24 protein-coding genes are annotated in these 23,198 nt (G+C 46.0%); 15 read left to right on the forward strand and 9 right to left on the reverse strand.

Annotated elements, in window-relative coordinates; translation table 11 throughout:
* Positions 1-31: 31 nt before the first annotated feature.
* The 6 genes from mntR to DHX103_RS10185 all read left to right on the forward strand — a co-directional run bounded on the left by mntR (position 32) and on the right by DHX103_RS10185 (position 4,958).
* The gene (gene mntR / locus DHX103_RS10160) at positions 32-454 is read left to right on the forward strand and encodes a transcriptional regulator MntR (protein ID WP_422122181.1); all 423 of its coding nucleotides are present in this window, start codon (positions 32-34) and stop codon (positions 452-454) included.
* A gap of 20 nt (positions 455-474) precedes the next feature.
* Entirely contained in the window at positions 475-1,338 is an 864-nt protein-coding gene (locus DHX103_RS10165; protein WP_422122182.1) for a S1 RNA-binding domain-containing protein, read from the forward strand.
* A 54-nt stretch (positions 1,339-1,392) separates the two neighbouring features.
* Positions 1,393-2,277: a DUF1002 domain-containing protein gene (locus tag DHX103_RS10170; protein ID WP_422122183.1), complete on the forward strand. Its 885-nt coding sequence runs from the start codon at positions 1,393-1,395 to the stop codon at positions 2,275-2,277.
* A gap of 320 nt (positions 2,278-2,597) precedes the next feature.
* On the forward strand, positions 2,598-3,569 hold the full coding sequence (locus DHX103_RS10175; protein WP_422122184.1) for a ring-cleaving dioxygenase: 972 nt from the start codon (positions 2,598-2,600) through the stop codon (positions 3,567-3,569).
* A gap of 16 nt (positions 3,570-3,585) precedes the next feature.
* Positions 3,586-3,867, forward strand: coding sequence for a GNAT family N-acetyltransferase (locus DHX103_RS10180; protein WP_422122185.1), 282 nt, complete (start codon positions 3,586-3,588; stop codon positions 3,865-3,867).
* A 485-nt stretch (positions 3,868-4,352) separates the two neighbouring features.
* Positions 4,353-4,958: a DUF4064 domain-containing protein gene (locus DHX103_RS10185; RefSeq protein WP_422122186.1), complete on the forward strand. Its 606-nt coding sequence runs from the start codon at positions 4,353-4,355 to the stop codon at positions 4,956-4,958.
* Positions 4,959-4,981: 23 nt separating this feature from the next.
* Here DHX103_RS10185 and DHX103_RS10190 read toward each other — a convergent pair whose 3' ends face one another.
* Entirely contained in the window at positions 4,982-5,473 is a 492-nt protein-coding gene (locus tag DHX103_RS10190; RefSeq protein WP_422122187.1) for a GNAT family N-acetyltransferase, read from the reverse strand.
* Between the two features lie 94 nt (positions 5,474-5,567).
* Here DHX103_RS10190 and DHX103_RS10195 point away from each other — a divergent pair, with 94 nt between their 5' ends.
* Entirely contained in the window at positions 5,568-6,014 is a 447-nt protein-coding gene (locus DHX103_RS10195) for a GNAT family N-acetyltransferase (RefSeq protein WP_422122188.1), read from the forward strand.
* An 80-nt stretch (positions 6,015-6,094) separates the two neighbouring features.
* Positions 6,095-6,484: a hypothetical protein gene (locus DHX103_RS10200; RefSeq protein WP_422122189.1), complete on the forward strand. Its 390-nt coding sequence runs from the start codon at positions 6,095-6,097 to the stop codon at positions 6,482-6,484.
* 35 nt (positions 6,485-6,519) lie between these two features.
* Here the strand turns inward: DHX103_RS10200 and DHX103_RS10205 are convergent, their stop codons facing one another.
* Positions 6,520-7,647, reverse strand: coding sequence for an MFS transporter (locus DHX103_RS10205; protein ID WP_422122190.1), 1,128 nt, complete (start codon positions 7,645-7,647; stop codon positions 6,520-6,522).
* A 106-nt stretch (positions 7,648-7,753) separates the two neighbouring features.
* Here DHX103_RS10205 and DHX103_RS10210 point away from each other — a divergent pair, with 106 nt between their 5' ends.
* From DHX103_RS10210 to DHX103_RS10225, 4 genes are all read left to right on the forward strand, one after another.
* Positions 7,754-8,659, forward strand: coding sequence for a diacylglycerol/lipid kinase family protein (locus DHX103_RS10210; RefSeq protein WP_422122191.1), 906 nt, complete (start codon positions 7,754-7,756; stop codon positions 8,657-8,659).
* A gap of 282 nt (positions 8,660-8,941) precedes the next feature.
* Entirely contained in the window at positions 8,942-9,727 is a 786-nt protein-coding gene (locus DHX103_RS10215; RefSeq protein WP_422122192.1) for a helix-turn-helix domain-containing protein, read from the forward strand.
* Between the two features lie 239 nt (positions 9,728-9,966).
* On the forward strand, positions 9,967-10,788 hold the full coding sequence (gene yidC / locus DHX103_RS10220; protein ID WP_422122193.1) for a membrane protein insertase YidC: 822 nt from the start codon (positions 9,967-9,969) through the stop codon (positions 10,786-10,788).
* 52 nt (positions 10,789-10,840) lie between these two features.
* On the forward strand, positions 10,841-11,086 hold the full coding sequence (locus DHX103_RS10225) for a hypothetical protein (protein WP_422122194.1): 246 nt from the start codon (positions 10,841-10,843) through the stop codon (positions 11,084-11,086).
* A 279-nt stretch (positions 11,087-11,365) separates the two neighbouring features.
* Here DHX103_RS10225 and DHX103_RS10230 read toward each other — a convergent pair whose 3' ends face one another.
* A complete protein-coding gene (locus DHX103_RS10230; RefSeq protein WP_422122195.1) occupies positions 11,366-12,517 on the reverse strand; it encodes a 3-phenylpropionate MFS transporter in 1,152 nt (383 codons plus the stop codon).
* A 121-nt stretch (positions 12,518-12,638) separates the two neighbouring features.
* Between DHX103_RS10230 and DHX103_RS10235 the strand changes: the two genes are divergently transcribed.
* Positions 12,639-13,520 (forward strand): D-alanyl-D-alanine carboxypeptidase family protein, encoded by an 882-nt coding sequence (locus DHX103_RS10235; protein WP_422122196.1) that lies wholly within the window; start codon positions 12,639-12,641, stop codon positions 13,518-13,520.
* A gap of 81 nt (positions 13,521-13,601) precedes the next feature.
* Here the strand turns inward: DHX103_RS10235 and cls are convergent, their stop codons facing one another.
* From cls to DHX103_RS10260, 5 genes are all read right to left on the reverse strand, one after another.
* Positions 13,602-15,056, reverse strand: a complete 1,455-nt coding sequence (cls, locus tag DHX103_RS10240) for a cardiolipin synthase (RefSeq protein ID WP_422122197.1) — start codon at positions 15,054-15,056, stop codon at positions 13,602-13,604.
* Positions 15,057-15,185: 129 nt separating this feature from the next.
* The gene (locus tag DHX103_RS10245; RefSeq protein ID WP_422122198.1) at positions 15,186-16,016 is read right to left on the reverse strand and encodes a squalene/phytoene synthase family protein; all 831 of its coding nucleotides are present in this window, start codon (positions 16,014-16,016) and stop codon (positions 15,186-15,188) included.
* A 199-nt stretch (positions 16,017-16,215) separates the two neighbouring features.
* On the reverse strand, positions 16,216-16,935 hold the full coding sequence (locus DHX103_RS10250; RefSeq protein ID WP_422122199.1) for an HAD-IIB family hydrolase: 720 nt from the start codon (positions 16,933-16,935) through the stop codon (positions 16,216-16,218).
* Positions 16,880-18,142 (reverse strand): glycosyltransferase, encoded by a 1,263-nt coding sequence (locus DHX103_RS10255; protein ID WP_422122200.1) that lies wholly within the window; start codon positions 18,140-18,142, stop codon positions 16,880-16,882. The genes DHX103_RS10250 and DHX103_RS10255 overlap by 56 nt, the downstream gene beginning before the upstream one ends.
* Positions 18,143-18,365: 223 nt before the next feature.
* Positions 18,366-19,208: an MBL fold metallo-hydrolase gene (locus tag DHX103_RS10260; protein WP_422122201.1), complete on the reverse strand. Its 843-nt coding sequence runs from the start codon at positions 19,206-19,208 to the stop codon at positions 18,366-18,368.
* 153 nt (positions 19,209-19,361) lie between these two features.
* On the opposite strand from DHX103_RS10260, the gene DHX103_RS10265 reads away from it, so the two are divergent.
* Positions 19,362-20,486 (forward strand): NAD(P)/FAD-dependent oxidoreductase, encoded by a 1,125-nt coding sequence (locus tag DHX103_RS10265; protein ID WP_422122202.1) that lies wholly within the window; start codon positions 19,362-19,364, stop codon positions 20,484-20,486.
* A gap of 28 nt (positions 20,487-20,514) precedes the next feature.
* Here DHX103_RS10265 and DHX103_RS10270 read toward each other — a convergent pair whose 3' ends face one another.
* Positions 20,515-21,735 carry a helix-turn-helix domain-containing protein gene (locus tag DHX103_RS10270; protein ID WP_422122203.1) on the reverse strand — a complete coding sequence of 407 codons (1,221 nt, stop codon included), beginning with the start codon at positions 21,733-21,735 and terminating at the stop codon, positions 20,515-20,517.
* A gap of 117 nt (positions 21,736-21,852) precedes the next feature.
* Here DHX103_RS10270 and DHX103_RS10275 point away from each other — a divergent pair, with 117 nt between their 5' ends.
* The gene (locus tag DHX103_RS10275) at positions 21,853-23,151 is read left to right on the forward strand and encodes an MFS transporter (protein WP_422122204.1); all 1,299 of its coding nucleotides are present in this window, start codon (positions 21,853-21,855) and stop codon (positions 23,149-23,151) included.
* The last annotated feature ends 47 nt before the right edge of the window (positions 23,152-23,198 follow it).

A 23,198-nucleotide genomic window follows, 5' to 3' on the forward strand; every position in this document is an offset into this window, starting at 1 on the left:
TGAGGATAGCTACGTTAGGGAGGAACGAAATTTGCCTACTCCAAGTATGGAAGACCATATCGAAATCATATACTCATTAATAGAACAGAAAGGCTACGCCCGCGTTTCAGATATTGCCGAAGCTTTATCGGTGCTGCCGTCATCGGTGACGAAGATGGTGCAGAAGCTCGATAAGGATGGCTATCTGATTTATGAACGCTACCGAGGCTTGGTGTTGACGCCGCAAGGCCAAAAATTGGGCAAACGGCTGGTCAAAAGACACGATTTGCTCGAACAGTTTCTGCGCCTCATCGGTGTCGAGGAAGAACGCATCTACGATGATGTCGAAGGGATCGAACATCACCTGAGCTGGAATTCGATCAACCGCATTGCAGATCTTGTCCAGGTGCTGGAGGAAGATCCTCAATTTATCGACAAGCTCGAAAAACTCAAGAATGAAGAAAAGAACAGTTAAACGAAACAGGAGGTTTCATTATGCCATTACATCCAGGTGAAAAAGCAGTATTGAAAGTAAAAGACCGGTCAGGGTCCCAGTGGATCTTAACAGACGGTTCAGGCGATGAAGTTCTGATGAACGAATCAGAGATTGAAGAAGGACAGGAAATCGGCGAAGAGATTGAAGTATTCCTTTACCGCAACCGCCAGGGCGGCGTGTCAGCAACACCGATGATTCCGCATATTTTGCCAAGCATCTATGGCTGGGCAAAAGTGCTGAAAATATCCAAACGCGAAGGCGCGGTCGTTGATATCGGCACGACTCGCGAAGTGTATTTATTGCCGGCAGATCTGCCGCAATTCGAAGAGCTGTGGCCACAGCAGGGCGACCACATTTTCATGACATTGCGGACGGACCGCTTCGGCGATTTATACGGACGTATGGCAACAGAGGAAAAGGTCAATGAATTGTTTGTTCCGGCGCCAACTTCGGTCTATAACCAAGATTTGAAGGCTCGTGCATATCGTTTGCTGCCTGTTGGGACATTCATGATTTCCGTCCCGGAGATGTACAGAATTTTTGTCCATGAAACAGAGCGCGAAGAAGAACCCCGTCTCGGTGAAGAAAAAACGGTTCGCATCATTGGCGTCAAAGATGACGGCACATTGAACGGCTCACTGCTGCCGCGCAAACAGGAGCGTTTATCGGATGACGCAGAAACGGTTTTGCGTTATTTGACGGAATCAGGCGGCCAGATGCCATTCAGTGATAAATCTTCACCCGAAGAAATCCAGGAAATGTTCGGTATGAGCAAAGCGTCGTTCAAGCGTGCTTTGGGAAGACTTTATAAAGACCGCAGGATTGTTCAGGAAGAAGGCTGGACGAAACTTCAGCAGCATTAATGCAACCTTTCCGGAGCGGATTCGTATTATTCCTTTGAAAGGGGCTAAAAAAAGATGAAAAAATTGATCGCAATTATAGCAATGATCTTAATCGTATCAACACTTACACCTGCATGGGCAACAGCAAATGTCGGCATTAATGAGAAGTTTGGCGTTCCGATTGTCGTTTATGGAGGTAACCTTTCTGAAGATGAAAAAGCAAGTGTCTCCGAAAGCCTGAGTGTTGAAGACGAGGCGGAAGTCGAGGAAATCGAAGTGACCGGTGAAGATCTTGTCACGTACATCAAAGACGGCGACCCGCGAGCGCGGATGTTCTCTTCAGCGAAAATCACACGGACAGAGGAAGGCGAAGGCCTCGTCATCCAAATCGTCACACCGGATAATATCACGCTGGTAACGACGGAAATGTACGCCAACGCAATGTTGACGGCAGGAATCGAAAATGCCACAGTTGAAGTTGCTGCGCCAAAAGCAGTAACGGGACATTCCGCATTAGTGGGCATTTACAAAGCTTATGAAGTGAACGGCGAACAACTGGATCCGGAGCGGACTGACGTTGCAAATGACGAGTTGGAAGTGGCGACGGAACTTGCAGAAGACGTGGATGAAGCGAAAGTCAGCGAATTGCTGACTGAAATCAAAAAGCAGATTGCTGAAAAAAACCCGGCTTCACGCGAAGAAGTGGAACAGATTGTAGAAGAGCAATTATCAAAGCTTCAAATCGAATTGAGCCCGGAAGATCGCCAATTATTGATCGATTTGATGGACCGCATCCGCCAATTGGACATCGACTTTTCGCAATGGTCGACCCAGCTGGAGGATTTGAGCAAAACGATTGAAGATAAACTCACTGATATTGTCAATGACGAAGGCTTTTGGAACAGCGTCAAGGAATTCTTCAGAAACCTGGCGAACACGGTTCGGTCTTGGTTCAATTAATAAAATATAAAAAAGGGCAGCTTAGGTTGTTCTTTTTTTGTGCGGAAAAACAGTAATTTATAAGTTGACCTTAAGAATTATCATTTGAAACCGCTTGGCGCTTTGGACAGTGCAAAGATTATGCTCCTGCATCGCTGCGCTGCTTCGTCGCAGAAGGGCCAAAGCAAAGATTGTGCTCCTGCGCACTGCTTGTCGCAAAGGAGGCGCCATCTTCGTATGGCGCACCTTAACAACAAGCCGTTTTCTTGCGGTGCCTGTTGGCGGGTGTTATTATTTAGTTAATATCTCGAATTCAAGATAATTAGAGGAGGCATTTATTTATGAAATTGGAAGGCATTCACCACGTATCCGCCATTACGGCCAATGCGGATAAAAACCATGATTTCTTTACACGGATTCTCGGCATGCGCCTTGTGAAAAAGAGCGTCAACCAGGATTCGACTTCGTCCTATCACCTATTCTATGCGGATGCGGTCGGTACGCCGGGAACCGATATGACCTATTTTGATATTCCGATGGCTGGACGGACTTATCCAGGCGTTTCCAGCATCAGCAATACTTCATTTCGCGTAAAAAATGAAGAAGCTTTACAGTATTGGCTCGGACGGTTTGATGAATTCGGCGTGCCGCACGGTGAAATTCAAACGAGATTTAATCGCCAGACTTTGACGTTTGAAGATTTCGAAGGCTCAAGATTGATGCTGACGGTTGATGACGGAACGGGCATTGAATATGGCATTCCGTGGACCAAAGCGGGAATTCCGGAAGATTATGCCATTGTCGGCTTGGGCAATGTGCGGTTGACGGTGCGCAAAAAAGACCGGACGGCAGCGGTGTTGACGGACATTATGGGCTTTGAGCCCATCGGATCTTATCCTTCCGAAACAGAAGGAATGGAAGAAATTTTTGTCTATTCGACAGGAAAAGGCGGCCCCGCCGGCGAAGTACATGTAGAGGAACGCCCGAATCTCCCACCGGAGCGCCCAGGCCGCGGCAGTGTGCATCACGTCGCATTCCGCGTCAAGACTTTTGAAGAATACAGTAAATGGAATAAATACCTGCGCGAAAATGGCTTTATGACGTCTGGGGAAGTGGACCGGTATTACTTTAAAGCCATTTATTTCCGTGAGCCGAACGGCATTCTTTTTGAATTGTCGACAGATGAACCTGGTTTCGCGACAGACGAACCGCTTGAAAGTTTGGGGGAAGAATTGGCTTTGCCGCCATTCTTGGAGCCTAAACGAGCGGAGATTGAAGCGTCGTTGCGTCCGTTGAATATCAACAAGCAGTGAATGAGGAGGAGAAAAAATGGATTTTAAAATGATAGAGCTTGGCCAGGAAGAATTTGCATTCCGCAATGAAGAAAACGGTGCGGTCAATGGGGAAATTACGTGGACTCAATTGGCAGATGTGATGGTCATTGAGCATACGTTTGTGAAAGAAGAACTGCGCCATCAAGGGCTTGCAAAAAAACTGGTCGATCGTGCTGTTCAATATGCCCGGGAAAAAGAATTTAAAATAGAGCCGGTTTGTTCATACGTAGTGGCTGTTTTTGAGCGCTCTGATGAATATGAAGATGTAAAAGTATAGATAGAAAAGCGACAGCAAGAGATGGCCCCAAAAGGTTTGGGGCCATCTCTTTGCGACGAAGCAGCAACGGTCATAAAGCAGTTCATCGGAGCGGCTTTCTTTGCCGCATAGACACGAAAACACAAAAAAGCAATCCGCCATTCAAATGGGTGGATTGCTTTTTCTAGGTTTCGGTTATGTAATTTTTCATACTTACCTCCAATTTCTTATAGGAATGTCATAAGGAAAACGATACCAGTTAGAATTGAAGCTCCACCTACACCGTACATGAAATCTGATTGGCTAAATACTAAGTTTTTTTCCATTTTATAGAACCCCTCTCAAATGTTTGTAATTTTGTTTGTTACTAAATAAATACCCGGGTAAAAGCAAACTAAACATGTTTTAGCATTTTTTTTAAGGGAATTCTATTCTATGAAACCAGTTATTGTATATGCCATATGATTGGATAGGGCAGCTTACAAAAAAAGAAGGAGGTTGGCAAGATGAATAATGGAAACATCAGCAGAACAGGAGAAAGAGTTCTTGGCATCATTGGTACTGTATTTAACGTTATCACCATTCTTTTATTGGTATGGCTGATCACAAGCCTCAGTGGATTGGAAGGCACGGCCGAGTTCGAGGAGTTTCAGCAGGATTTCATGAATGATCCTATGTTTGAAGGGAGTCCTGAAGAAGCTCAAATGGTTATGGACTTCTTCGTGGAAGGTGCCGGTATAATCGGGTGGGTAACTGTAGCGATATTGGTACTCAGCACGATCTTCGCGATTGTGGCGTTGATGAACTTGAAGAAAATCCGCAGTGCGCAACTTGCCGGGATATTCTTTATCCTTGCCGGTCTACTGGCTGGCGTTATGACACCGACATCAATTCTATTCTATATTGCAGCAATCATGTGCTTTGTCCGCAAGCCGCCTATGCGTGAAGATGAGCTGTATAGAAAAGAAGACCCGGTTTACCACGATGACACTGTTGGCAGAAGAAGTGATTCGGTCAACCGTGAAGATGAAGCTCCAAAAACAAGAACAGATGATATGCTCCGTAAAGAAGATGCACGGCGCGACGATGATTCACCTTATCGTCCACTTTAATGAAGTAAATGAAAAGCACCTGCTCACAGAGCGGGTGCTTTTAAATTGTAAACATATTTGGCTGTCTGGAGCGGGTGGCCTTCGAAAAGCTCTTCGAATTCTTCCACAAACTCAAAACCGTTTGCTTCATAGAAGCTGCGGCCTTTATGATTGTCACATTCCACATAAACAAATAGATTGGAACCATCGAGCAGATAGGTCAAGCCGCTGTTGAGCAGCATTTTTCCATAGCCGTTGCGCTGGTGTTCGGGTTTCATATAAAGTGCGATCAATTCGGCGTCACCGTCATCATCCAGTTTCGTGAAATTGGCAAAGCCGACCGGCTCACCTTCATGTTCAGCCAAAAGCAGGATCGTCTTTTTCAGGCGCATTTCCATCATGGGAACGGAATAGGATTTATCTAAGAAATTTTGCTGTATATTCATTGGGATTATGTCGTGGTAAGTGTCAGTCCAGCTGATATGAGCAATTTCCTGAACAGCTGTAATATCTTTTGAAGTACCTGTGCGAATCATACAATCACCCCTGAAATTCTTTTCGTCATCATATCAAAATTCCCCATGAATAGCCACTGATGTGGAATAATAGAGACTAAAGGAGGGAACGCATTTGGCTTGGGAAGTATACGAATTCAAAGATCTGACTGTCTTGGAACTTTATGAGATTTTGAAGTTGCGCGTGGACACCTTTGTGGTTGAACAGCATTGCCCGTATCCGGAACTGGATGATCTCGACCAGCAATCGATGCATTTGGCCTACAGGGAGAACGGCAAAATCCTTGCTTATGCAAGACTCGTTCCGGGGGAAATTAAATACGGCGTCCCTTCCATCGGCAGAGTCATTGTAAGCCCGGACGCAAGAGGGCGGGGACTTGCCAGGGAGCTTGTCCAAAGAAGCATCGATTTTATTTTCACGGAATGGAAGTCCCCAGAAATCCGCTTGCAGGGGCAATTGTATTTAAAAGAATTCTATCAATCTTTCGGTTTCGATCCGATTTCGGATGTCTACGATGAAGACGGCATTCCGCATCTGGATATGAAGTTGGAAAAAACCTGATATTGGAAAGCAGTTCGAAAAAGATTAAATCAGGCGAATAAGGGTATACCTTATAAAAGACATTATTGAGGAGTGATCGGATGGCGAGAGGGAAAGGCAGAGGCCTGCTGTTGGCAGGACTGGCTGTAGGAGCTTATAGCTATTTTAAGAATCCGGAAAATCGCGAAAAAGCAACATTGGCTTTTAATAATGCGAAAGAGAAGGTGAATTCATATATGGAATCTCAAAATCTTGAAGACGATAAAAAAACAGCACATGATGGATCCAAACCGGATGAACCACGCGAAAACAAAATGGTTTCGGAAGGCGCAATGACATCTGTGCAATATTACAATGAAGAAGAGCAGCAGAAAGAAGATAAGCAGAAAGAAGACAAAACAAAATTGTCGCCAAATGATACAAGCAAGGAAAAAGCGGAAGACACAGAATCTGCTTCTCCAGAACCCAAAGTAAATACCGACAATATTTAAAAGGATGGTCCGCGGACCATCCTTTATTTTTGGCTTTATTTTCTCAGCATGGCAAAGTTCACGGTGGCTGCGCTTATCAGCAAAACGCCGCTGGTTATGAATCCCTGGTCAGCAGTCAGTGCCAGCGCACCAGTGAACGAAGAGCCCGCAACGACGCCGATTGAAAAGAAGGCATAAAAATAACCGTAGGCTTTGCCGCGGGACCCGGGTGTCGTTGAATCAATCAGCAAGGAATTGATGGAAGGAAATAATAACGCAAAGCCGATGCCGTAAGCAATCATACTGACATAAAGCAGCGGTGCAGCGGAAACAGCGCTCAATAGGAACAGCGCGCTGCCCATAATGAGAAAGCCAGCTATCAAGGTGAAAACAGGTTTAATGGCATCGAACAGCCGGTTCACCGGAAGCAGAAATACCAGGATAGCGGCAATGCCGAAGACGCTCAACAGCAAACCGCTCATTTCCGGAGGCAATCCGAGACCTGAAACTTTCAACGGCAGCATATAAGCCAGCACACCTTGCGAAAACATCAGGAAAAAAGCACCCAAGAACGCGCGCAATAAGCCGGAGTTATGAATGATCATATTGAAAGTAAGAGGTTCAGGCGGCAATTCCTTTCTCTTTTTAACGTTGCGGCTCAAAATGAAAAAAGATAACAGGCCGAGAACGAGCAGCATGCTCCCCGTAACCGCCATGGTGTCAGGTACATTGGTTCGGCTGGAGAGAATTGCTCCGTAAGCCGGCCCCATAATTGCTGCAAGGCCTACAAAAGCACCGGAAACAGCAGCTCCTTTGCCGCGGCGGCTATGATCTGTGCGATTGGCTAAATAAGTGAAGGCGGCAGGCACGATGAGGCCCGCCGCCAACCCGTGCAGAAAACGGATAGCAAGCAGGCTGTAAGGTCCTTCCGCAAACGAATATGTAAAGAGGAAAAACGCTGTCAGCAGCAAACCCGCAACAAGAATTGCAAAAGGCCCTTTTCTGTCGGAGAAGATGCCGGAAATAACATTTCCGAACGTATTGGAAAGTGAGTACATGCCGACCGCTAAACCCGCCAGAAACGGAGTTGCCTGCAGCTCAATCGCAAAGGGACTGATAATCGGCAACTGGGCAAACAGATCAAAAAAGGCAAAGAAAATGATGACATAGATGAAAACGTGCATTGCTGTTCCTCATTCCGTGGAAATAATAAATAATTAATGGATTAAGACTGACTGTTAAGAGGGTAAATAGAAATAATGAAGCTATTATACCATTGGAGGTTAAAAGATGAAAAAAGCGATGTTTATACTGAATCCATCGGCAGGAAAAGAAAAAGCTGCTGATTATAAAGGAAATGTGGAAAAAACACTTAAAGAAATGGGATATATTGTCGATACTAAAGAGACAGCAAAAAAAAGCGATGCTACACGCTTTGCAAAGGAAGCCTGCGAACAGAAATATGACTTTGTGGTGGCAATGGGCGGCGACGGCACGATCAATGAAGCGGTTTCGGGTCTTGCAGAACAGCCTCATCAGCCTTTGTTTTCTTTGATTCCGCTTGGGACCGTCAATGATTTTGCGCGTGCCCTGGGAATTTCCCTGGATCCTGAAGAAGCGATTGAAGCTTTAAAGACCGGCACGGAAAAAGCCGTTGATATTGCAAAAGTCGGTGATATTTATTTCATGAATATATTGGCGATCGGGGATATCGCGGAATCCACTTCTTCCGTCTCACCGGAACAGAAGACCCGGCTCGGTGCAATGGCCTATTTTATAGAAGGTATTAAGGCCATCACATCAGAAGAAGAAACGCATTTCGAAATTGAACATGATCACGGAGTTTGGGAAGGTGATGCAAAACTGGTGCTGGTTGCTTTGACCAATTCGGTGGGCGGATTTGAAAGACTGGCACCGGAGGCTCTGACAGATGATGGCTTGCTTCATCTCTATATCGTGGAAAATGCCAAGCTTGCAGGCTTTATCCGGATCGCCGGAGCATTGTGGAGAGGGAAATTGGAAGAGGATCCAGCTGTTGAAGCCATCCACACCACAAAAGTTTCCATTAAAACGAAAGAACCTTTGCTCTGTAATATTGACGGTGATGAAGGCATTGTAACGCCATTTAAAATTGAAGTTCTGCCACGCCATATTCGGGCGCTCATTCCACCAGAAAAAGAGGAATTAGAAGGGTAGAATAATGATATTTTTTTATTGCAGGCAATACAAGGGATTTCAGTTATATTAAAAGTATGTTACTTTTAGAAAGAAAGCGAGATTTTTTATGATATTTGCGGTATCTTTAGTATATATTTAGGGAAGATATTTCCTGATAAAACAATGGATAGGGCATAGGTAGTGGACCATATTACATAAAAAACTTTATATATTTAAGCTAAACTGTGTCCTTATTTATTGTTTCAGTATATAGTTAATAAAGTGAATATAAAAACTTGTGAAAAGAAAGACGGGGAAAAGATGAATATAATTGCTGTACCAACCATTCAAGAAACGATCTCCAAGATTTTCATGGCCGAAAGTGAAAATCTTAACCAATACGATGGTCTGGAAAGGTTTTTCGAAACCGAAACCCAATTAATCTATGAAATCCATCACTTGGAAAAAGAAAAAGCAAAAGAGACACTTCGCGCTTTGATTGATATGATTTCATTGCATGCAGGCAAAGATACAATCCGTGCAATCCGTAACTATTACATAGTTCTTTCTTCTGTCATGGCGCGCAAACTTTTTGAAATGCGCGTACCGCCGAAAAAAGCTTTTGCCTTCAATAATGCCTGCATCGAATTAGTGGATAATCGCATGAGCGATTCGGAGTTCCTGTATGTAGCGGATGAACTGATCGAATTTTTCATCTCTGTGATTTCAGAACGCAAGCAGCCTTCGTTTGGACACCAGACGGTAAACAAAGTTGTTATGTTCATTAATGACGAAGTGGAACGCGATTTGTCTGTTGAAGACGTGGCTAAGCATTTCCACATTTCAACAAGCCATCTGTCACGAATTTTCCGTGAACATGCGGGAATCACGTTGGTGGAATATCTCAATGTGCGCCGGGTTGAAGAGTCCCAGCATTATCTTCGCCATTCGGACAAAGGCATTTCGGATATCTCGAAACAATTCCATTTCTGCAACCAGAGCTATTTCACACGCATATTTAAGAAATATACGACGGTAACGCCGAAGCAATTCCGCGACAGCCAACATATTCCTTATTTCAGATATACATTGCCAAACGCTAAGTAGGGAGAAGAAATTCTCCTTTTTTTTTATGGCTTTTTCTGGTTGAAAGCGGCTAAACGGGCGCTGTCGCTTTTCTCTGTCCAGACTCCAGCGGCTAAACGGGGGCTTCCGCTTTTCGGTGTAGACGCCACAATGCTGTCAAATCCTTTTTGGAATCTGAAGTCGGGACTTTTCACGGTTTGAAATATGCTTGCCGTATGCGGTATACTTCTAAATAGTTTAAAAAGGTGAAGGTGACTAATTTGAAAAAGAAATTAATATTAATGTCGATGCTTACGCTAGCGGTGCTGTTCCTGAGCGGCTGTGCGGCCATAGAAAATAAAGAAGGCTTTTTCTATACTATTTTTGTGGCGCCATTCGATTTTTCCCTTGATTACCTGGGAAATCTTTTCAACGGCAGTTATGGGTTGGCTATTGTAGCCATTACAGTTATCATCCGTCTGGTTCTGATGCCATTCATGCTGCGCACGTATAAACGCCAGCAGGGGATGAAGGTCAAAATGGACGCCATGCGTCCGGAAATGGAAGACATCCAGAAGCGGTTGAAAGAGACAAAAGACAAAGAAGAGCAAATGGCGCTTCAACAGCAAATGATGGGACTTTATAAAAAATATGAAGTCAATCCATTGAATATGGGTTGTTTGCCGGTCATTATCCAAATGCCGATTGTCATGGGCCTATACTTTGCGATTCTTTACTCGCCGGAAGTGCGCACACATGAATTTATGTGGTTTAACCTCGGGGAGCCCGATATCGCAATGACGTTGATTGCAGGGGCTGTGTATTTCTTCCAGGCAAAAATTTCACTTTGGACAATGCCGGAACAGCAGCAGAAACAGATGAAAATGTTCATCTATATTTCGCCGGTCATGATCATGTTCATTTCATTCACTTCAATGGCAGCGTTGCCGGTTTATTGGACAGTCGGGGGTATCCTGTTGATTATCCAGACATTCATCGGCCGCAAGTTCTATTCCAATCACCCGGATTTAGCATTGGCAGCAGTTGAAGAAGATGAGGAAGAAGAAGAAAAAGAAAAAGTGGATTTGGAAAAGAAAAAATAATAGAAGTTTGCCGGCATCGGATGCCGGCTTTCTTTCTAGGGGAGTTCTACAGATGAGTTTAAAAATGCTGCAAGGAATCGGAATAGCCACGTTAAGTATATTGGCGGTGGTTTTCCTGTTGATGGGGTATATGGACATCGCGGTGCTCTTCATGACGGTGTTGTTCGTGATGACCAATACGTTCAGGTATCGCCAGATGAAAGAAAAGGGCATGGACCGCGAAGCAAAATGGATGCTCGGCATGGCCGTTATTTTCGGAATTCTGTTTTTCGTTGTACTTGGCACGATTCTTTTTTGAAATTAAGGCTTTTGAATAAAAACAGCACGTCCCTTTTTAGGGGACGCGCTGTTTTTGTCTGTTCAATATTTTCTATTTTTTGGAATCTTCTTAAGCTGAAGCTGCAGTGCTATCTGACTCCCGTTTGTCCTGTTCGCGTGCTTCAAGCAACATATCCAAACGGGCTATAAGATTGAGAAGGTCGCTTTGTGAAATTTTCTTCATCGTTGCCCAACTCCTTGTAGCTTGTATACCCTGTTATTCGGCGGACACACATCGCTTGTGGGGGTAGGACTATACTTAATATGAGAATTTCTTTCTGGTCATGAGCACCAAAACAACCGCCGGGAAGGAAAAAGCAATCATGCCGAGGAACGACAGGCCGGGCGAAATTTCATACAGGAAACCACCGATGAAGGTCAGCAGCGCGACGCTCAGGCTCATGGCAACCGCAGCATACATTCCCTGGGCCGCTGGAATATGCAGCGGATCGAGTTTTTTAAAGATATAGCGGATGAATGCAAAATGGGCGACGCCGAACGATAAAGCGTGGAGCACCTGCGAAAAGATGAACACCCAGACAGACGGAAACAGAAAAATCAGGATCCAGCGCAATGTGGAACCGATGCCGGCGATGAGAAACATCGAAGAAACGCTCCATTTATCGAACCATGTATCGGCCTTGGCAAAAAAGACGATTTCGAAAATGATGGCGACATTCAGGATGATTCCGATGTAAAAGCTATTGACGCCGATGTCCTGCAAATAGATGAAGCCGTAATTATAATAGGCGGCATGTGCGCCTTGAAGCAAAATCGAAACCGATAACACCGTCAGGAATGCTTTCGATTTCAGCAGCTCGCCGACCGCACCTTTGCTTGCTTTGTTTTTGGGTTCCGGTTTGATCGTCAAAGGAGCTGGTGAAACGGCTGATTGGGTAATCGCCATGAACAACAGTCCCGCCATCATCAGCCAAAGGATGGCCTGCTCCTGCCAGAGCGCGGTCGCCGCCCCAACGATGAGCAGGGCCACGGTGTAGCCGAGCGAACCAAAGGAGCGGCTTTTGCCGTAATGAATGCGGTCAGTTTGCATCAGCACGGTTGCGCCGCTTTCAATGGCGGGCAGAATGTTCGGGTAGACGAAGCTGAACAGCACGGTGATGGCAAATAACAGCACATACGAATTTGCGGGTATGTAAAACGCCATAGTTATAAGTGAAGCAATGGCAAGAATCTGCATCAGGCGGCCGAGCGAGAACAGGCGTGTCAGCAGCGGGAAGAACAGCAATGTGGACAAGGAGCGGGCAATCATGCCAGCACCCATGATAATGCTGGCCGCTGAAACGCTGAGCCCTTTATCGTTTGTCAGCCAACCGGTCCAATAAGGAAGGAAGATCCCCCAGGTAAAGAAGAAAGCGAAAAAATTTAACGACAGCCATTTTTGATTGTTCATCATTGTTACCTCTTATCTTTCAAAAGTCATTTCCAGTATATCGAAAGTTCGTTGATTTAGGGAGAATTTCAAGCATAAAGGTGATAGAATAATAAAGACCTTGAGAGAAAGAAGGAGAATTATGCAATCTCGCTATTCAATGAATAATCAAAATAAAAAGCCTTATATAAAATGGATTCTGATCATCGGCGCATTGCTCATTGCGGCGTCCGTTACGGTGTGGCTCTATCTTCACGACTGGGATGTGGAGCGCAGTCTGGATGCGCTAACCGGACAGGTTGCAGAGCAGCCGGCGACTGATCCGGAATTGGAAGCAGAAGAACAGATTGAAGAAGCACAGAAAGAGGATAGTGTCATTCCAGAAGAGAATTCGGAAGATGTTGAAGAGAACCTTCCCATCACTCCGGATTCTGACGAAGAAGCGTTGGAAGAAGCAACAAAAGATGCGACTGTCTATCCGGAATCAATCGAGTTGCCGGAAGAACCGACCTTTGTGAAGGGGATTTTGCTTGCGAACAAACAAAATCCGCTGCCTTCCGATTATGCCCCTGGCACAGATCCGGAAGCAAAAAGCGCTTTTGATTTGTTGCGCGCGGAAGCTCTGGAATCAGGAATTGATTTGACTGCCTTCAGCGTTTTCCGTGATTTTAATCGCCAGAAGGAATTATATGATGGCTATGTTGCAAAAGACGGTGAGGAAAAAGCGGATCGTTACAGTGCCCGTCCCGGTTTTTCTGAGCACCAGACCGGATTGGCTTTTGATATCGGTGAAACCGGACAGGAACAGCACTGGGCAAAAGCCACTTTCGGGGAGACAGAAGCAGGAAAATGGGTCGCTGAAAATGCGCACCGATTCGGCTTTATCCTGCGCTATCCGGAAGACAAAGAACAGTTGACAGGCTATATGCACGAATCCTGGCATTTCCGTTATGTCGGCGTACAAGTGGCAACGGAGATTTTCGAAGCGGATATTACATTGGAAGAGTACCTGGAAACGGAATAACAATTATTTCCCGGGAAATAATATAGAGCAAAAGGCACCGGGGGTAAGTAAAAATTACCCATCGGTGCCTTTTGAATTTTCTTATAAAATCGGTGCCAATAGACGGGCAATCGACTCTTTTGTTTTGATCAATTTGGTTCGCTCGTAATACATTTGCATGGTCAATTCCGAGGACAACTCCATATCCTGATGGAACAGCCGGGCGAGTTCTGTGGAAATCCCCTCATCGTAAATGAAGGCATTCACTTCGAAATTCAGTTTGAAACTGCGGACATCGATATTGGCTGTGCCGACAGTCGAAGCTTTGCCGTCCACAACAATCATTTTGGTGTGAAGGAAGCCATTATCATAGATGAACACTCGTGCACCCGCCCGCAACAACTGGCCGGCATAGGAATACGTAGCCCAGTAAACAAAAGGATGATCGGGTTTATTCGGAATCATGACGCGGACATCGATGCCCGATAAAGAGGCCACTCGGATGGCGTCGTAGAAGCTTGCGTCCGGGATGAAATAAGGAGTTTGGATATAAATATATTTATCGGCCATATTAATGAGCTTCATATAACCGTCTTTGATCTGTTCCCATTCTTCATCGGGGCCGCTTGAAACGATTTGCATGCTGGCGTTCCCTTTTTCGGCGATTGCCGGGAAATAAATTTCGTCATATTCGATGTCCTGGCGGGTGGAAGCCTGGTTCCAGTCCCGGATAAAGCGGGTCTGCAACGGATGCAGCGCGCCGCCTTCAACACGAAGATGCGTGTCGCGCCAATAGCCGAATTTCCTGCTGAGTCCGATATACTCATCCCCGACATTAAACCCGCCAATATAACCGATGCAGCCATCAATAACGACAATTTTTCTGTGATTGCGGTAATTCAGGCGTGGGTTGATCAGTGGCACTTTGGAAGGAAAGAAAGTTTCGACTTCTCCGCCCTGTCTGATAAACTCTTTGAAATGTCTTTTGCTCAGCGTACGTGACCCCATATCATCATAGAGCAGCCTCACTTTGACACCTTGTTTCACTTTTTCAAGCAGGGCATCCATAACGCGGGTGCCCAATTCGTCAAGCCTGAAAATATAATACTGGATATGTATATGGTGTTTCGCGCTTTCGATATCTGCCACTAAGGCATCGAATTTTTCGCGGCCGTCATTGAAAATTTGTACATCATTATTTTGTGTCAGGACCGCACCGTTATTGCGAAGGTGAAGATAAATCAAATCTTTGTATTCCTTCGAGGTGTTATTTCTGAAATGGAATGTATCGTCATGCAATTCATTCATCTGATGGGCTATCAGGTTTTCAATCCCGACGCGGGTGCGGCCTTCCCATTTGAACAACGTTTTTTTCCTTAGTTTTCTGCCCAGCAGTAAATAGATGAAGAAGCCGGCAATCGGGATGAAAAACAGCACCAAGAGCCACGCCCATGTTGAAGAAGCATCGCGTCGTTCCAGGAAAACCAGTGCTGCGGCAAGGAAAATATTCAATATGAAGATGGTGACAGATAAAAAGCTGATAATAGTGAAGGTCATGTTACTTCCCCTTTTTACAAAATGCATTGTGTTTACAGTATAACCCATTTAATTCTTTATAAGAAGAAGATGGAAAACAAGCGTTGGCATAAAACAAAAACCCGCTTCAAAAGAAACGGGCCGGCCGGTTTAATGAATTTGTTCCTGTTCCTTCAATTGTTCCACGATGCCTTCCACTTCGGTTCGGCTCATTTTTTCTCTGCCGGACTTCAAAGCTTTCAATGTGCTGTGCGCGAGGGCAAGCGGCACTTTGCAGAACATGAGAATGCGTTTGTTTTTGATCGATTTTACATATAAATCGGCTTGCGCCAGATTTTCATTGGCATAATTGAACATATCATCCCGGGTCCAGCCGTCGGGCACGAAACTCACTCCGCGTTCGCGGTCTTCGTCAAGGTTTCGAAGCATATTGACCGCCTGTAGTCCACGGCCGAAACCGATGGCCAGTTCAGGATCGGTTTCGGTATTATCGTGCCATTTCCAAAGATCCGACAACATTGTTCCGACGAGGCCCGCAACATAATAAGTATAATCATCCAGATCTTCGCGGGTGTGGATGACAAATTTGCGGTCTACCCATTTCGCCATACCTTCCGCCATTTCGGCTGTAGATTCCAGCACTTTCGGCGTGATTTCTGGAGGGCAGACGCTGATCCAATCGGCCAGGCGAAGGCTGACTTCCGGAAGCATATGTTCATATGGTTTCAGCATTGCTTCATAGCCTTCCCGGTCGAAGGGCACATGAAGCATTTTGCTGGTTTCTCTTAATAGACGGCTTTTCACTTCATCATCCAGTTCGGGATGATCTTCGAGTTCATCAATTGCACGCATGCAAAGATATGCCGAGCCGACGGTCTTCTTTAAAACGGGTTCCAAAAAGCTGATGGGAATGAAAAAAGTGCGGCTCGTTTCTTTCAGCATGACCATTGATTCTTTTTGCAGATTCGCAACTTTACTCATTTCAAATTCCTCCTTTTCCAATGGATATTCCCGGAATGCTTATGTACGACTTCCTGGCACCATCCATTCATTTATTCATCTGAATGATATGGCCTTCCCATTAAATATAAACCATCTGAGCGAAAAAACAAATGATAATACGGTTTGTCAGGGGAGATAGAAAAACCCTTTCCAAAACTTATCGTTTGGAAAGGGCTGTTTATTCGGGGTGAAAATGGTTCCAGGCTTCCTGAATGCCACCCGCGCAAACTTTTGAAGCTCTGAAAATCAGCGGGCTTTCAGCACTTTGGAGCAGTTCGGGCTGGGCATTTCCCACAATGACAGAAGGGAAACCCATTGTCAGCATTTCCTTATCATTTCCTGAATCGCCTGCAACCAGCATTTTCGCATCGTGCGCGCTGAATTTATCGAGTATATATTGAAGGGCGGCTCCTTTGCCGCTGTCTGCCGGCAAGATATCAAGGTCGCGTCCGCCGCTGAAAATCAGCTTATGCGGAATTCCTGCTGAAGCGAGTCGCTGTTCGAAAGACTGAACGGTATTGCTGGTGTCAGCAAAAAACGAGCAGCGGTTGGTGACAGGAAGATCTTGTTTTGTTAATCCTTCAATAGAATCGGCCAGTGTGTCGATCTTTTCCGGCTGCCATTGCCGCAACATTTTGTTTTCCCAGACCTGGTCCTTTTTAAGAGAAGGGCCAATATGGATTTCTGTGCCGACGTCTGTAATCAGCACGTCGGGAATAGGGAGATGTTCTTCTTCGATCAATGACAGGGCCGACTGGAAATGGCGTCCGGTGATATAGATAAGCGAAACCTCGTATTCTTGGGCTTCGTAAAATCCAAGAAGGCTGTTCAAACCTTTTCTGTCACCGACCAATGTTCCATCCAAATCGGTTGCCAACAAATGGGTTGCGTTGTTCATTGTTTACCACCTCATACATTTTCAATACTCTATCTGAAATTAATGGCCAATGAAAATCTTTTTTGGCCACTTCCACGGCTTGTCGGCTAAGTCTTTGTGCCAACAGGGAGTTGACCGAGATGACTTCCATCGCCACCGCCAGGTCGACTGCGTTTCTGGTTTCCACAAGAAGACCGGTTACACCGTCCTGTACAACGTTTTTAAGTCCGCCGACATTGGATGCGATGACCGGGCTTCCGCATGCCTGCGCTTCTGCTGCGACCATTCCGAAGGATTCATAGAAACTTGGAACAATTGTTGCTGTCGCAGAATTGAAAAGAAGCGCCAATTCTTCCTGGGATTTGGGCCCAAGGAATTCCACGTGCTCTTCAATGCCGCGCAATGCTTTTTTGATTTTATGGCTTTTCGGCAGATTGGTTACGGGATCGATTGCATCGGGTTCACCGCCTGCCAGCACCAGCCGCGGCTGGGAAGTTTCTGACGTTTTTTCAACCAGTAATTTAAAGGCATTGAGCAAGGTGAAAATGCCTTTCGTTTCTTCCAGTCTTCCGGCGAAGACGAATAGAGGGCTGGAATAGCCGAGTTTTTTACGAATATGGGTCCGGCTGCCGCGCACTCTGAATGCTTCGTCAACACCGATGGGGATAACCTTGATGGGAGAAGGGGAATCGACTTGTTTTTTGATCAAATATTTTTCGCTGTTAGTAGTGGCCAATACCTGATCGGCTTTTTGCAGAATTGCAGTCTCAGCTTGTGTCCGTGTATCATCTTCAATTCCTGTGGCTTCTTCTTTTGCCCAGCCAAGTGAATGGGATGTATGGACGAAAGGCAGATTAAATTCTTCTTTCAATCGCATGCCAATTAATCCCGACAGCCAATAATGCGTATGAACAATGTCGTAGGTATCGAGCGGCAATGCTTCTTTCAATTCATCGTAAAACGCGGATAGCATCGAATGCATTTCGTTTTTTGAAACAAACCCTTTATATCCGGCTTCAATCCGGATGACACGGCATGCTTTGCCGAAATTTTCGATACGCGGGGCAGAATCTTCACACCAATGTGTGACGACGTCCACTTGAACTCCTTTGTTGTCCAGCGCAAGTGCCAGTTGCTTTACATAATTATTCTGGCCGCCGGCTTGCTTACCGCCCAGTTTTGCTAAAGGATCTCCATGATCCGAAACAAATAGCACCTTCTTAATCATCGAGTTCATCTCCATTCTAAATTCCTAAATCATGTGCTATAAAAAATGGGACTACGATGTTATATACCCTAAGATCTGGGACTATAAACATTTATTTAGAAAATTAATATAATTGTAAAAACTTGGGCGGAATCAGGAAAAGCGCCAGCAAATACTGGCGCTTACAAAGGATTTTTGTGATGTGATAAAAACATAAAGACCTATTCTCCGGGTGGCAATAAAATTATTTTCCCACAAATTTTCCGTGGGAAGGAACGGCTTTCTCCTGGAAATTCTTCGCCAGGTCAACAAGCCCTTCTGCCAAGGCGGAACCGTATATCGGTTTGCCGTGGCCGGTCGCCGCAATGGATGGCTGCAATTCGGCCAGTTTGACCACCGATTCCCAGGCAGCCCGCCAATCGGTCGTCAGGTAAACAGGGGGACCGCACACTTCTTTTTTCTGTGTCAGAACTTTATAGAGCGAATCCTGTTTGACCGTCACAAAAGCGTCTCCGGCAATCAGCAATTTGCCGGCTTTTCGGAACAAGGATACGTGTCCTGCTGAATGGCCTGGCGTATGAAGCCATTGCCAGCCCGGCATGCCAGGAACCGAGCCATCTGCCGGCAACTCTTTCAAATGTTTCGAAATATCGATGGCTTCCACCGGGAATGCTTTCGAGATTTTGGCGACGAGTCCGCCTTGAACCGATGCATCAGGCTGCGGATAATCGGTGGTGCCTTTTAAATATGAAAATTCCAGTGGATGTGCATAAACCGGCACTGGATATTGTTCAAGAATGTCGATGATGCTGCCGACATGGTCGAAGTGTCCATGTGTAAGTATAATCGCTTTAAGATTGTGATCAGGCCCAAACCGGTTTTCAGCTTCCTGCAGAATTTTAGCAGCGGAGCCCGGCATGCCGGCATCCACCAGAATATAATCACTGCTCACTTTCGGATCTCCAATGAAGAAAAGATTGACGACCTGATTGGTATAGCAATAGACATCCGGCGCGACTTCAACCCCCGCACCACTTTTTATAGAAGTCACCGGCAGGATGGCTTCAGTGCTTTTGCTTTTTTCCATTTCAAATTCCTCCTGTCATCTTATCGTTTCTATTTCATGCTTTACCCTCAAATACAGAAATTGAATCAGAACAGGCCGATTCCCGGAGAAGTTGAGTCTCCTGCAGTTGTGCTTTAAAATGAAATTCAGATAGAGTGAGGAAAAGGTGAAAATATGAAGTCAATGATCATTATCGGTGGCGGAATTCTCGGCGCATCGACAGCTTATGAAGCGGTAAAGGCTGGAGCAAAAGTCGTCTTGATCGACCGCGCCGATGTCGGACAGGCAACAGGAGCCGCAGCGGGCATCGTATGTCCGTGGATTTCCCAGCGCCGCAATAAAGCCTGGTATCATCTGGCCAAAAGCGGTGCCAAATATTATCCGGAGCTGATAACAGAACTGGAAGCGCTCGGTGAGAGTGACACGGGTTATAAACAGGTCGGCATCGTCAGCATCCACGAAGACAGCAAATTGGATAAGATGGAAGCAAAAGCGCGTGAGCGAAAAGAAGATGCACCGGAGATGGGCATTATCGAACGGCTGAATGCGGAACAGACGAAACTTTTATTTCCGCATGCAGGAGTTGACTATGGTTCTCTCTACGTCAGTGGGGCCGCGCGGGTCGATGGGCGTTCCGTGCGGGATGCTTTGATCAGTGCGGCCCGGAAGCTCGGAGCGGAAATCGTTGAAGGAGATGCAAAGCTTCTTATTGAAAACAATAAAGTAATTGGTGCAGAGACGCAGCACCGGAGATTTTACGCCGACAGCATCGTCTCGGCGGGAGGCGCATGGGCACCGGAACTATTTGCACCGCTTGGCCTCGCGATGGATGTCGTTCCGCAAAAAGCACAGATTCTCGAGTTGCAGCTTGAAGAATCGGCAACGGGCGACTGGCCGGTGGCGATGGTGCCGTTCGGGCAATATATTGTGCCGTTCGCAAATGGCCGCGTCATTGCGGGTGCAACCCATGAAAATGACGCCGGCTTCAATACCAAACTGACGGCGGGCGGCATCCATCACATCCTCGATAAAGTGCTCGATGTAGTGCCCGGTTTGGCTGCTGCCGAACTGACAGGCGCGAGCACCGGTTTCCGGCCTTCGACGCTGAGCGCGTTGCCATTCATTGGCCCGGTGCCGGGGCATGACAATCTGTTCGCGGCGAATGCCCTCGGTTCTTCCGGTCTGACAGCCGGACCGTTCCTAGGTGCACAGCTGGCAAAACTGGCGATGGGGAGTGGGGCAGACATCGAGTTGAGCGATTATGCCATTGAAGATGCATTTCAGAAAATAGGGAAATAAAATGAAAAACCCGCCGATCGGCGGGTTTTTATTGTCCATTGATTTTATTGTAAACATCCAGGATGAACTTTTTATAGGGCAGGTCCGGCATCGGATCGGCATTTTTTTTGGCAATGGCGGCGTGTTCGAAAGCCAGTTCGTGCCGGCCTTGTGCCGCGTAAATCAATGCCAGATAGGCATCTTTTTCGTAATTCATCAGCAAATCATAAGGGTGGTGCATAAATTCCCAAAGCTTGTGTTTCTCAAGCCACGGCAACGCTTCATCCAGTTTGCCGAGGCCGTATAAGGCTTTCCCTTTTTCAATATAAAACGAGGAAGTTTCCTCATCACTGTATTTTTCCATGTTCCTGTCGATAATGGTCAATGCCCCTTCGTAATCGTGTTTGAACGAATTGAGGTAATGGGCTTCCAGGAGATCCAGCAGCAGATCGATTTTGGAGTCGTCTGTGAAATCAGCGAATACCCGCAATTTATTGATGTAATAATCTTTCCGTTTCTCGTCGCCTTTCAAAATCGCGTGGAAAGCCGTCACTCGGTACAGGGCATCGATCTTGTAAAAGATTTGGTGTTCTTTCGAATAATTGATGGCCTCTTCAATGATTTTCAAGGCATCTTCGTCTTCCGCAATCGCCAAATGCAGGATGGCCTCCGAAAAATCGAAATCCAGCTTTTTCAGCGAATCGAGAACCACTCCGCGTTCTTCAAAAACTTTCCGCGAATGTTTGAGCATCTTCAACGATTCTTCGTAGTCATGGTCATTGAATTTGAGCATCGCCCGGAATAATTGAATGTCTGCGCTGTTGTTCATGAGATGAAGCCCTTCATACATTTCTTCGGCATGCAGGAGGTAAGTCTGCCAGCCGTCTCTCTTCATATAATAAAGGCAGCGGCTGTAAATTTCGAGCAGGCGTGCCGATTCATAGCGATAAGGCAATTGATCTGAGTAGGGTTCGATCAAATCCGTAATCTTTTGGAAGGCGGCAGTCATATCATCCATCAAGCGCAGGTAAATCTTTTCAACTTGCTGAAGCAGTTCCCGTAATTCAGAAGGGGAGACGTCTTCCAATAACTCGTTTTTATTGATGTCCAAACGCTCTGCGATATACGCCAGACTTTCCATGGACGGATTCGCTTTATTGTTTTCAATGAGGCTGAGCATGCCTTTTGAGAGCTCTTCCCCGGCAAGAGCCTGCAAGGTAAGGCCTTTTTCTTTGCGCAATTTCCGGATGCGTTCACCTAATGAAGCCATGTTCTCACCTGCTTTTCAGTATAGTTTAATTATATTAAACTTTTGCTTGCAATGCCACAAAAAGCGTGATATATTTTGTTTAATTAAATTAAACTTTTGATTTGGAGAGTGAAAACCATGAGTGAAAAAGCAGCACTCAAACGCGCCACTTATCATCTGTATACGTTTACCATCAGCAAACTTATCTCAACGTTTGGCAGTTCGGTTTATACGTTCGGCATCAGTTTGTATGTTTTGGCACTTACCGGTTCCGCCGCCAGTTTTGCCATCAATCTGATTTGCAGCATCCTGCCAAGAACTTTGATGGCACCATTTGCGGGCTATGTCGCTGATAATTACTCGAAAAAAGCGATTGTCATTGTGGCCCAGTTTGCCAGTGCTTTGTCGGTTGCGGGTCTGCTTCTCTATAGCATCGTCGCCGGTTTGTCGTTGCCTGCGATTTACACGACAACTGCGCTCATTTCCATCAGCTCCATGTTCGCCAGCGTCACATTTTCTTCTTCGATCGCCAATCTGATCGATTCGGAGCGGATTCAGAAAGCGATGGGCTTTAACCAATCAGCCATTGCCATTGCCACCATCGGCGGTCCGGTTGTCGGAGGAATTCTATTCGGTTTTGTTTCGATGAACGTCTTTTTGGTCATCCAGGTGTCTGCGTATTTATTGGCGGTAGCCCTTGAATCGACGATGGATTTCAAGTTGTTTACGAACCGCGTTGCCGATACTGCCGGCGAAGCGAAGAAATCGATGGTCGCCGGAATGAAGGAAGGCTTCGCTTATTTAAGGTCGAACCGGGTGGTGATGGTCATTGTGACAGTCGCGGTTGGGGTCAATTTCTTCTTTTCCGCGTTGATGATCGGTTTGCCATTTATCGCTGTTCAGGAATTAAAAATCGAAGCCACCCATTTCGGGTTTATCGAAGCGATGATTGCGGCGGGAATGCTCGCTTCATCCGTTTACTTTTCCATAAGGAAAGAAGTGAAATTTCCGCTGCAGTTTGCGAAGCGTGGCATCCTCGGCATGTCGGTGCTATTGGCGGGAATGGCTTTGCCGCTGATTTTCGACTTTACTTATACGGCAGCGGTGGTTTATTTCCTGTTCCTGATGCTCGTTTTCGGCATCACGAATGTATTCGTCAATACACCAATCGGCGTCATGATGCAAAAGGATGTGGAAGAGGAATACCGGGGGCGCGTCTTCGGAATTCTGGAATCGATGGCAATGGCCATGATGCCGCTCGGCTATTTGCTGTTCGGCCTGCTGTATGATGTGATGCCGGCCGAATACGTTGTGATCGGCAGCAGCATTTGCCTCATCATTTTGACCAGCTATCTGATGCGGCCGTCCATTTTGAAACAGGCGCATCCTGAACTGGATAAAAAAGCATTCCCGATAAGCCCTGAACTTCAGGAATAGGCTCCGGGCGAATCTTTTTCGCAGTACCTTCTCAGGTTTACGAATAT

The organism is Planococcus daihaiensis, assembly GCF_049262615.1.
Taxonomy (GTDB): Bacteria; Bacillota; Bacilli; order Bacillales_A; family Planococcaceae; genus Planococcus.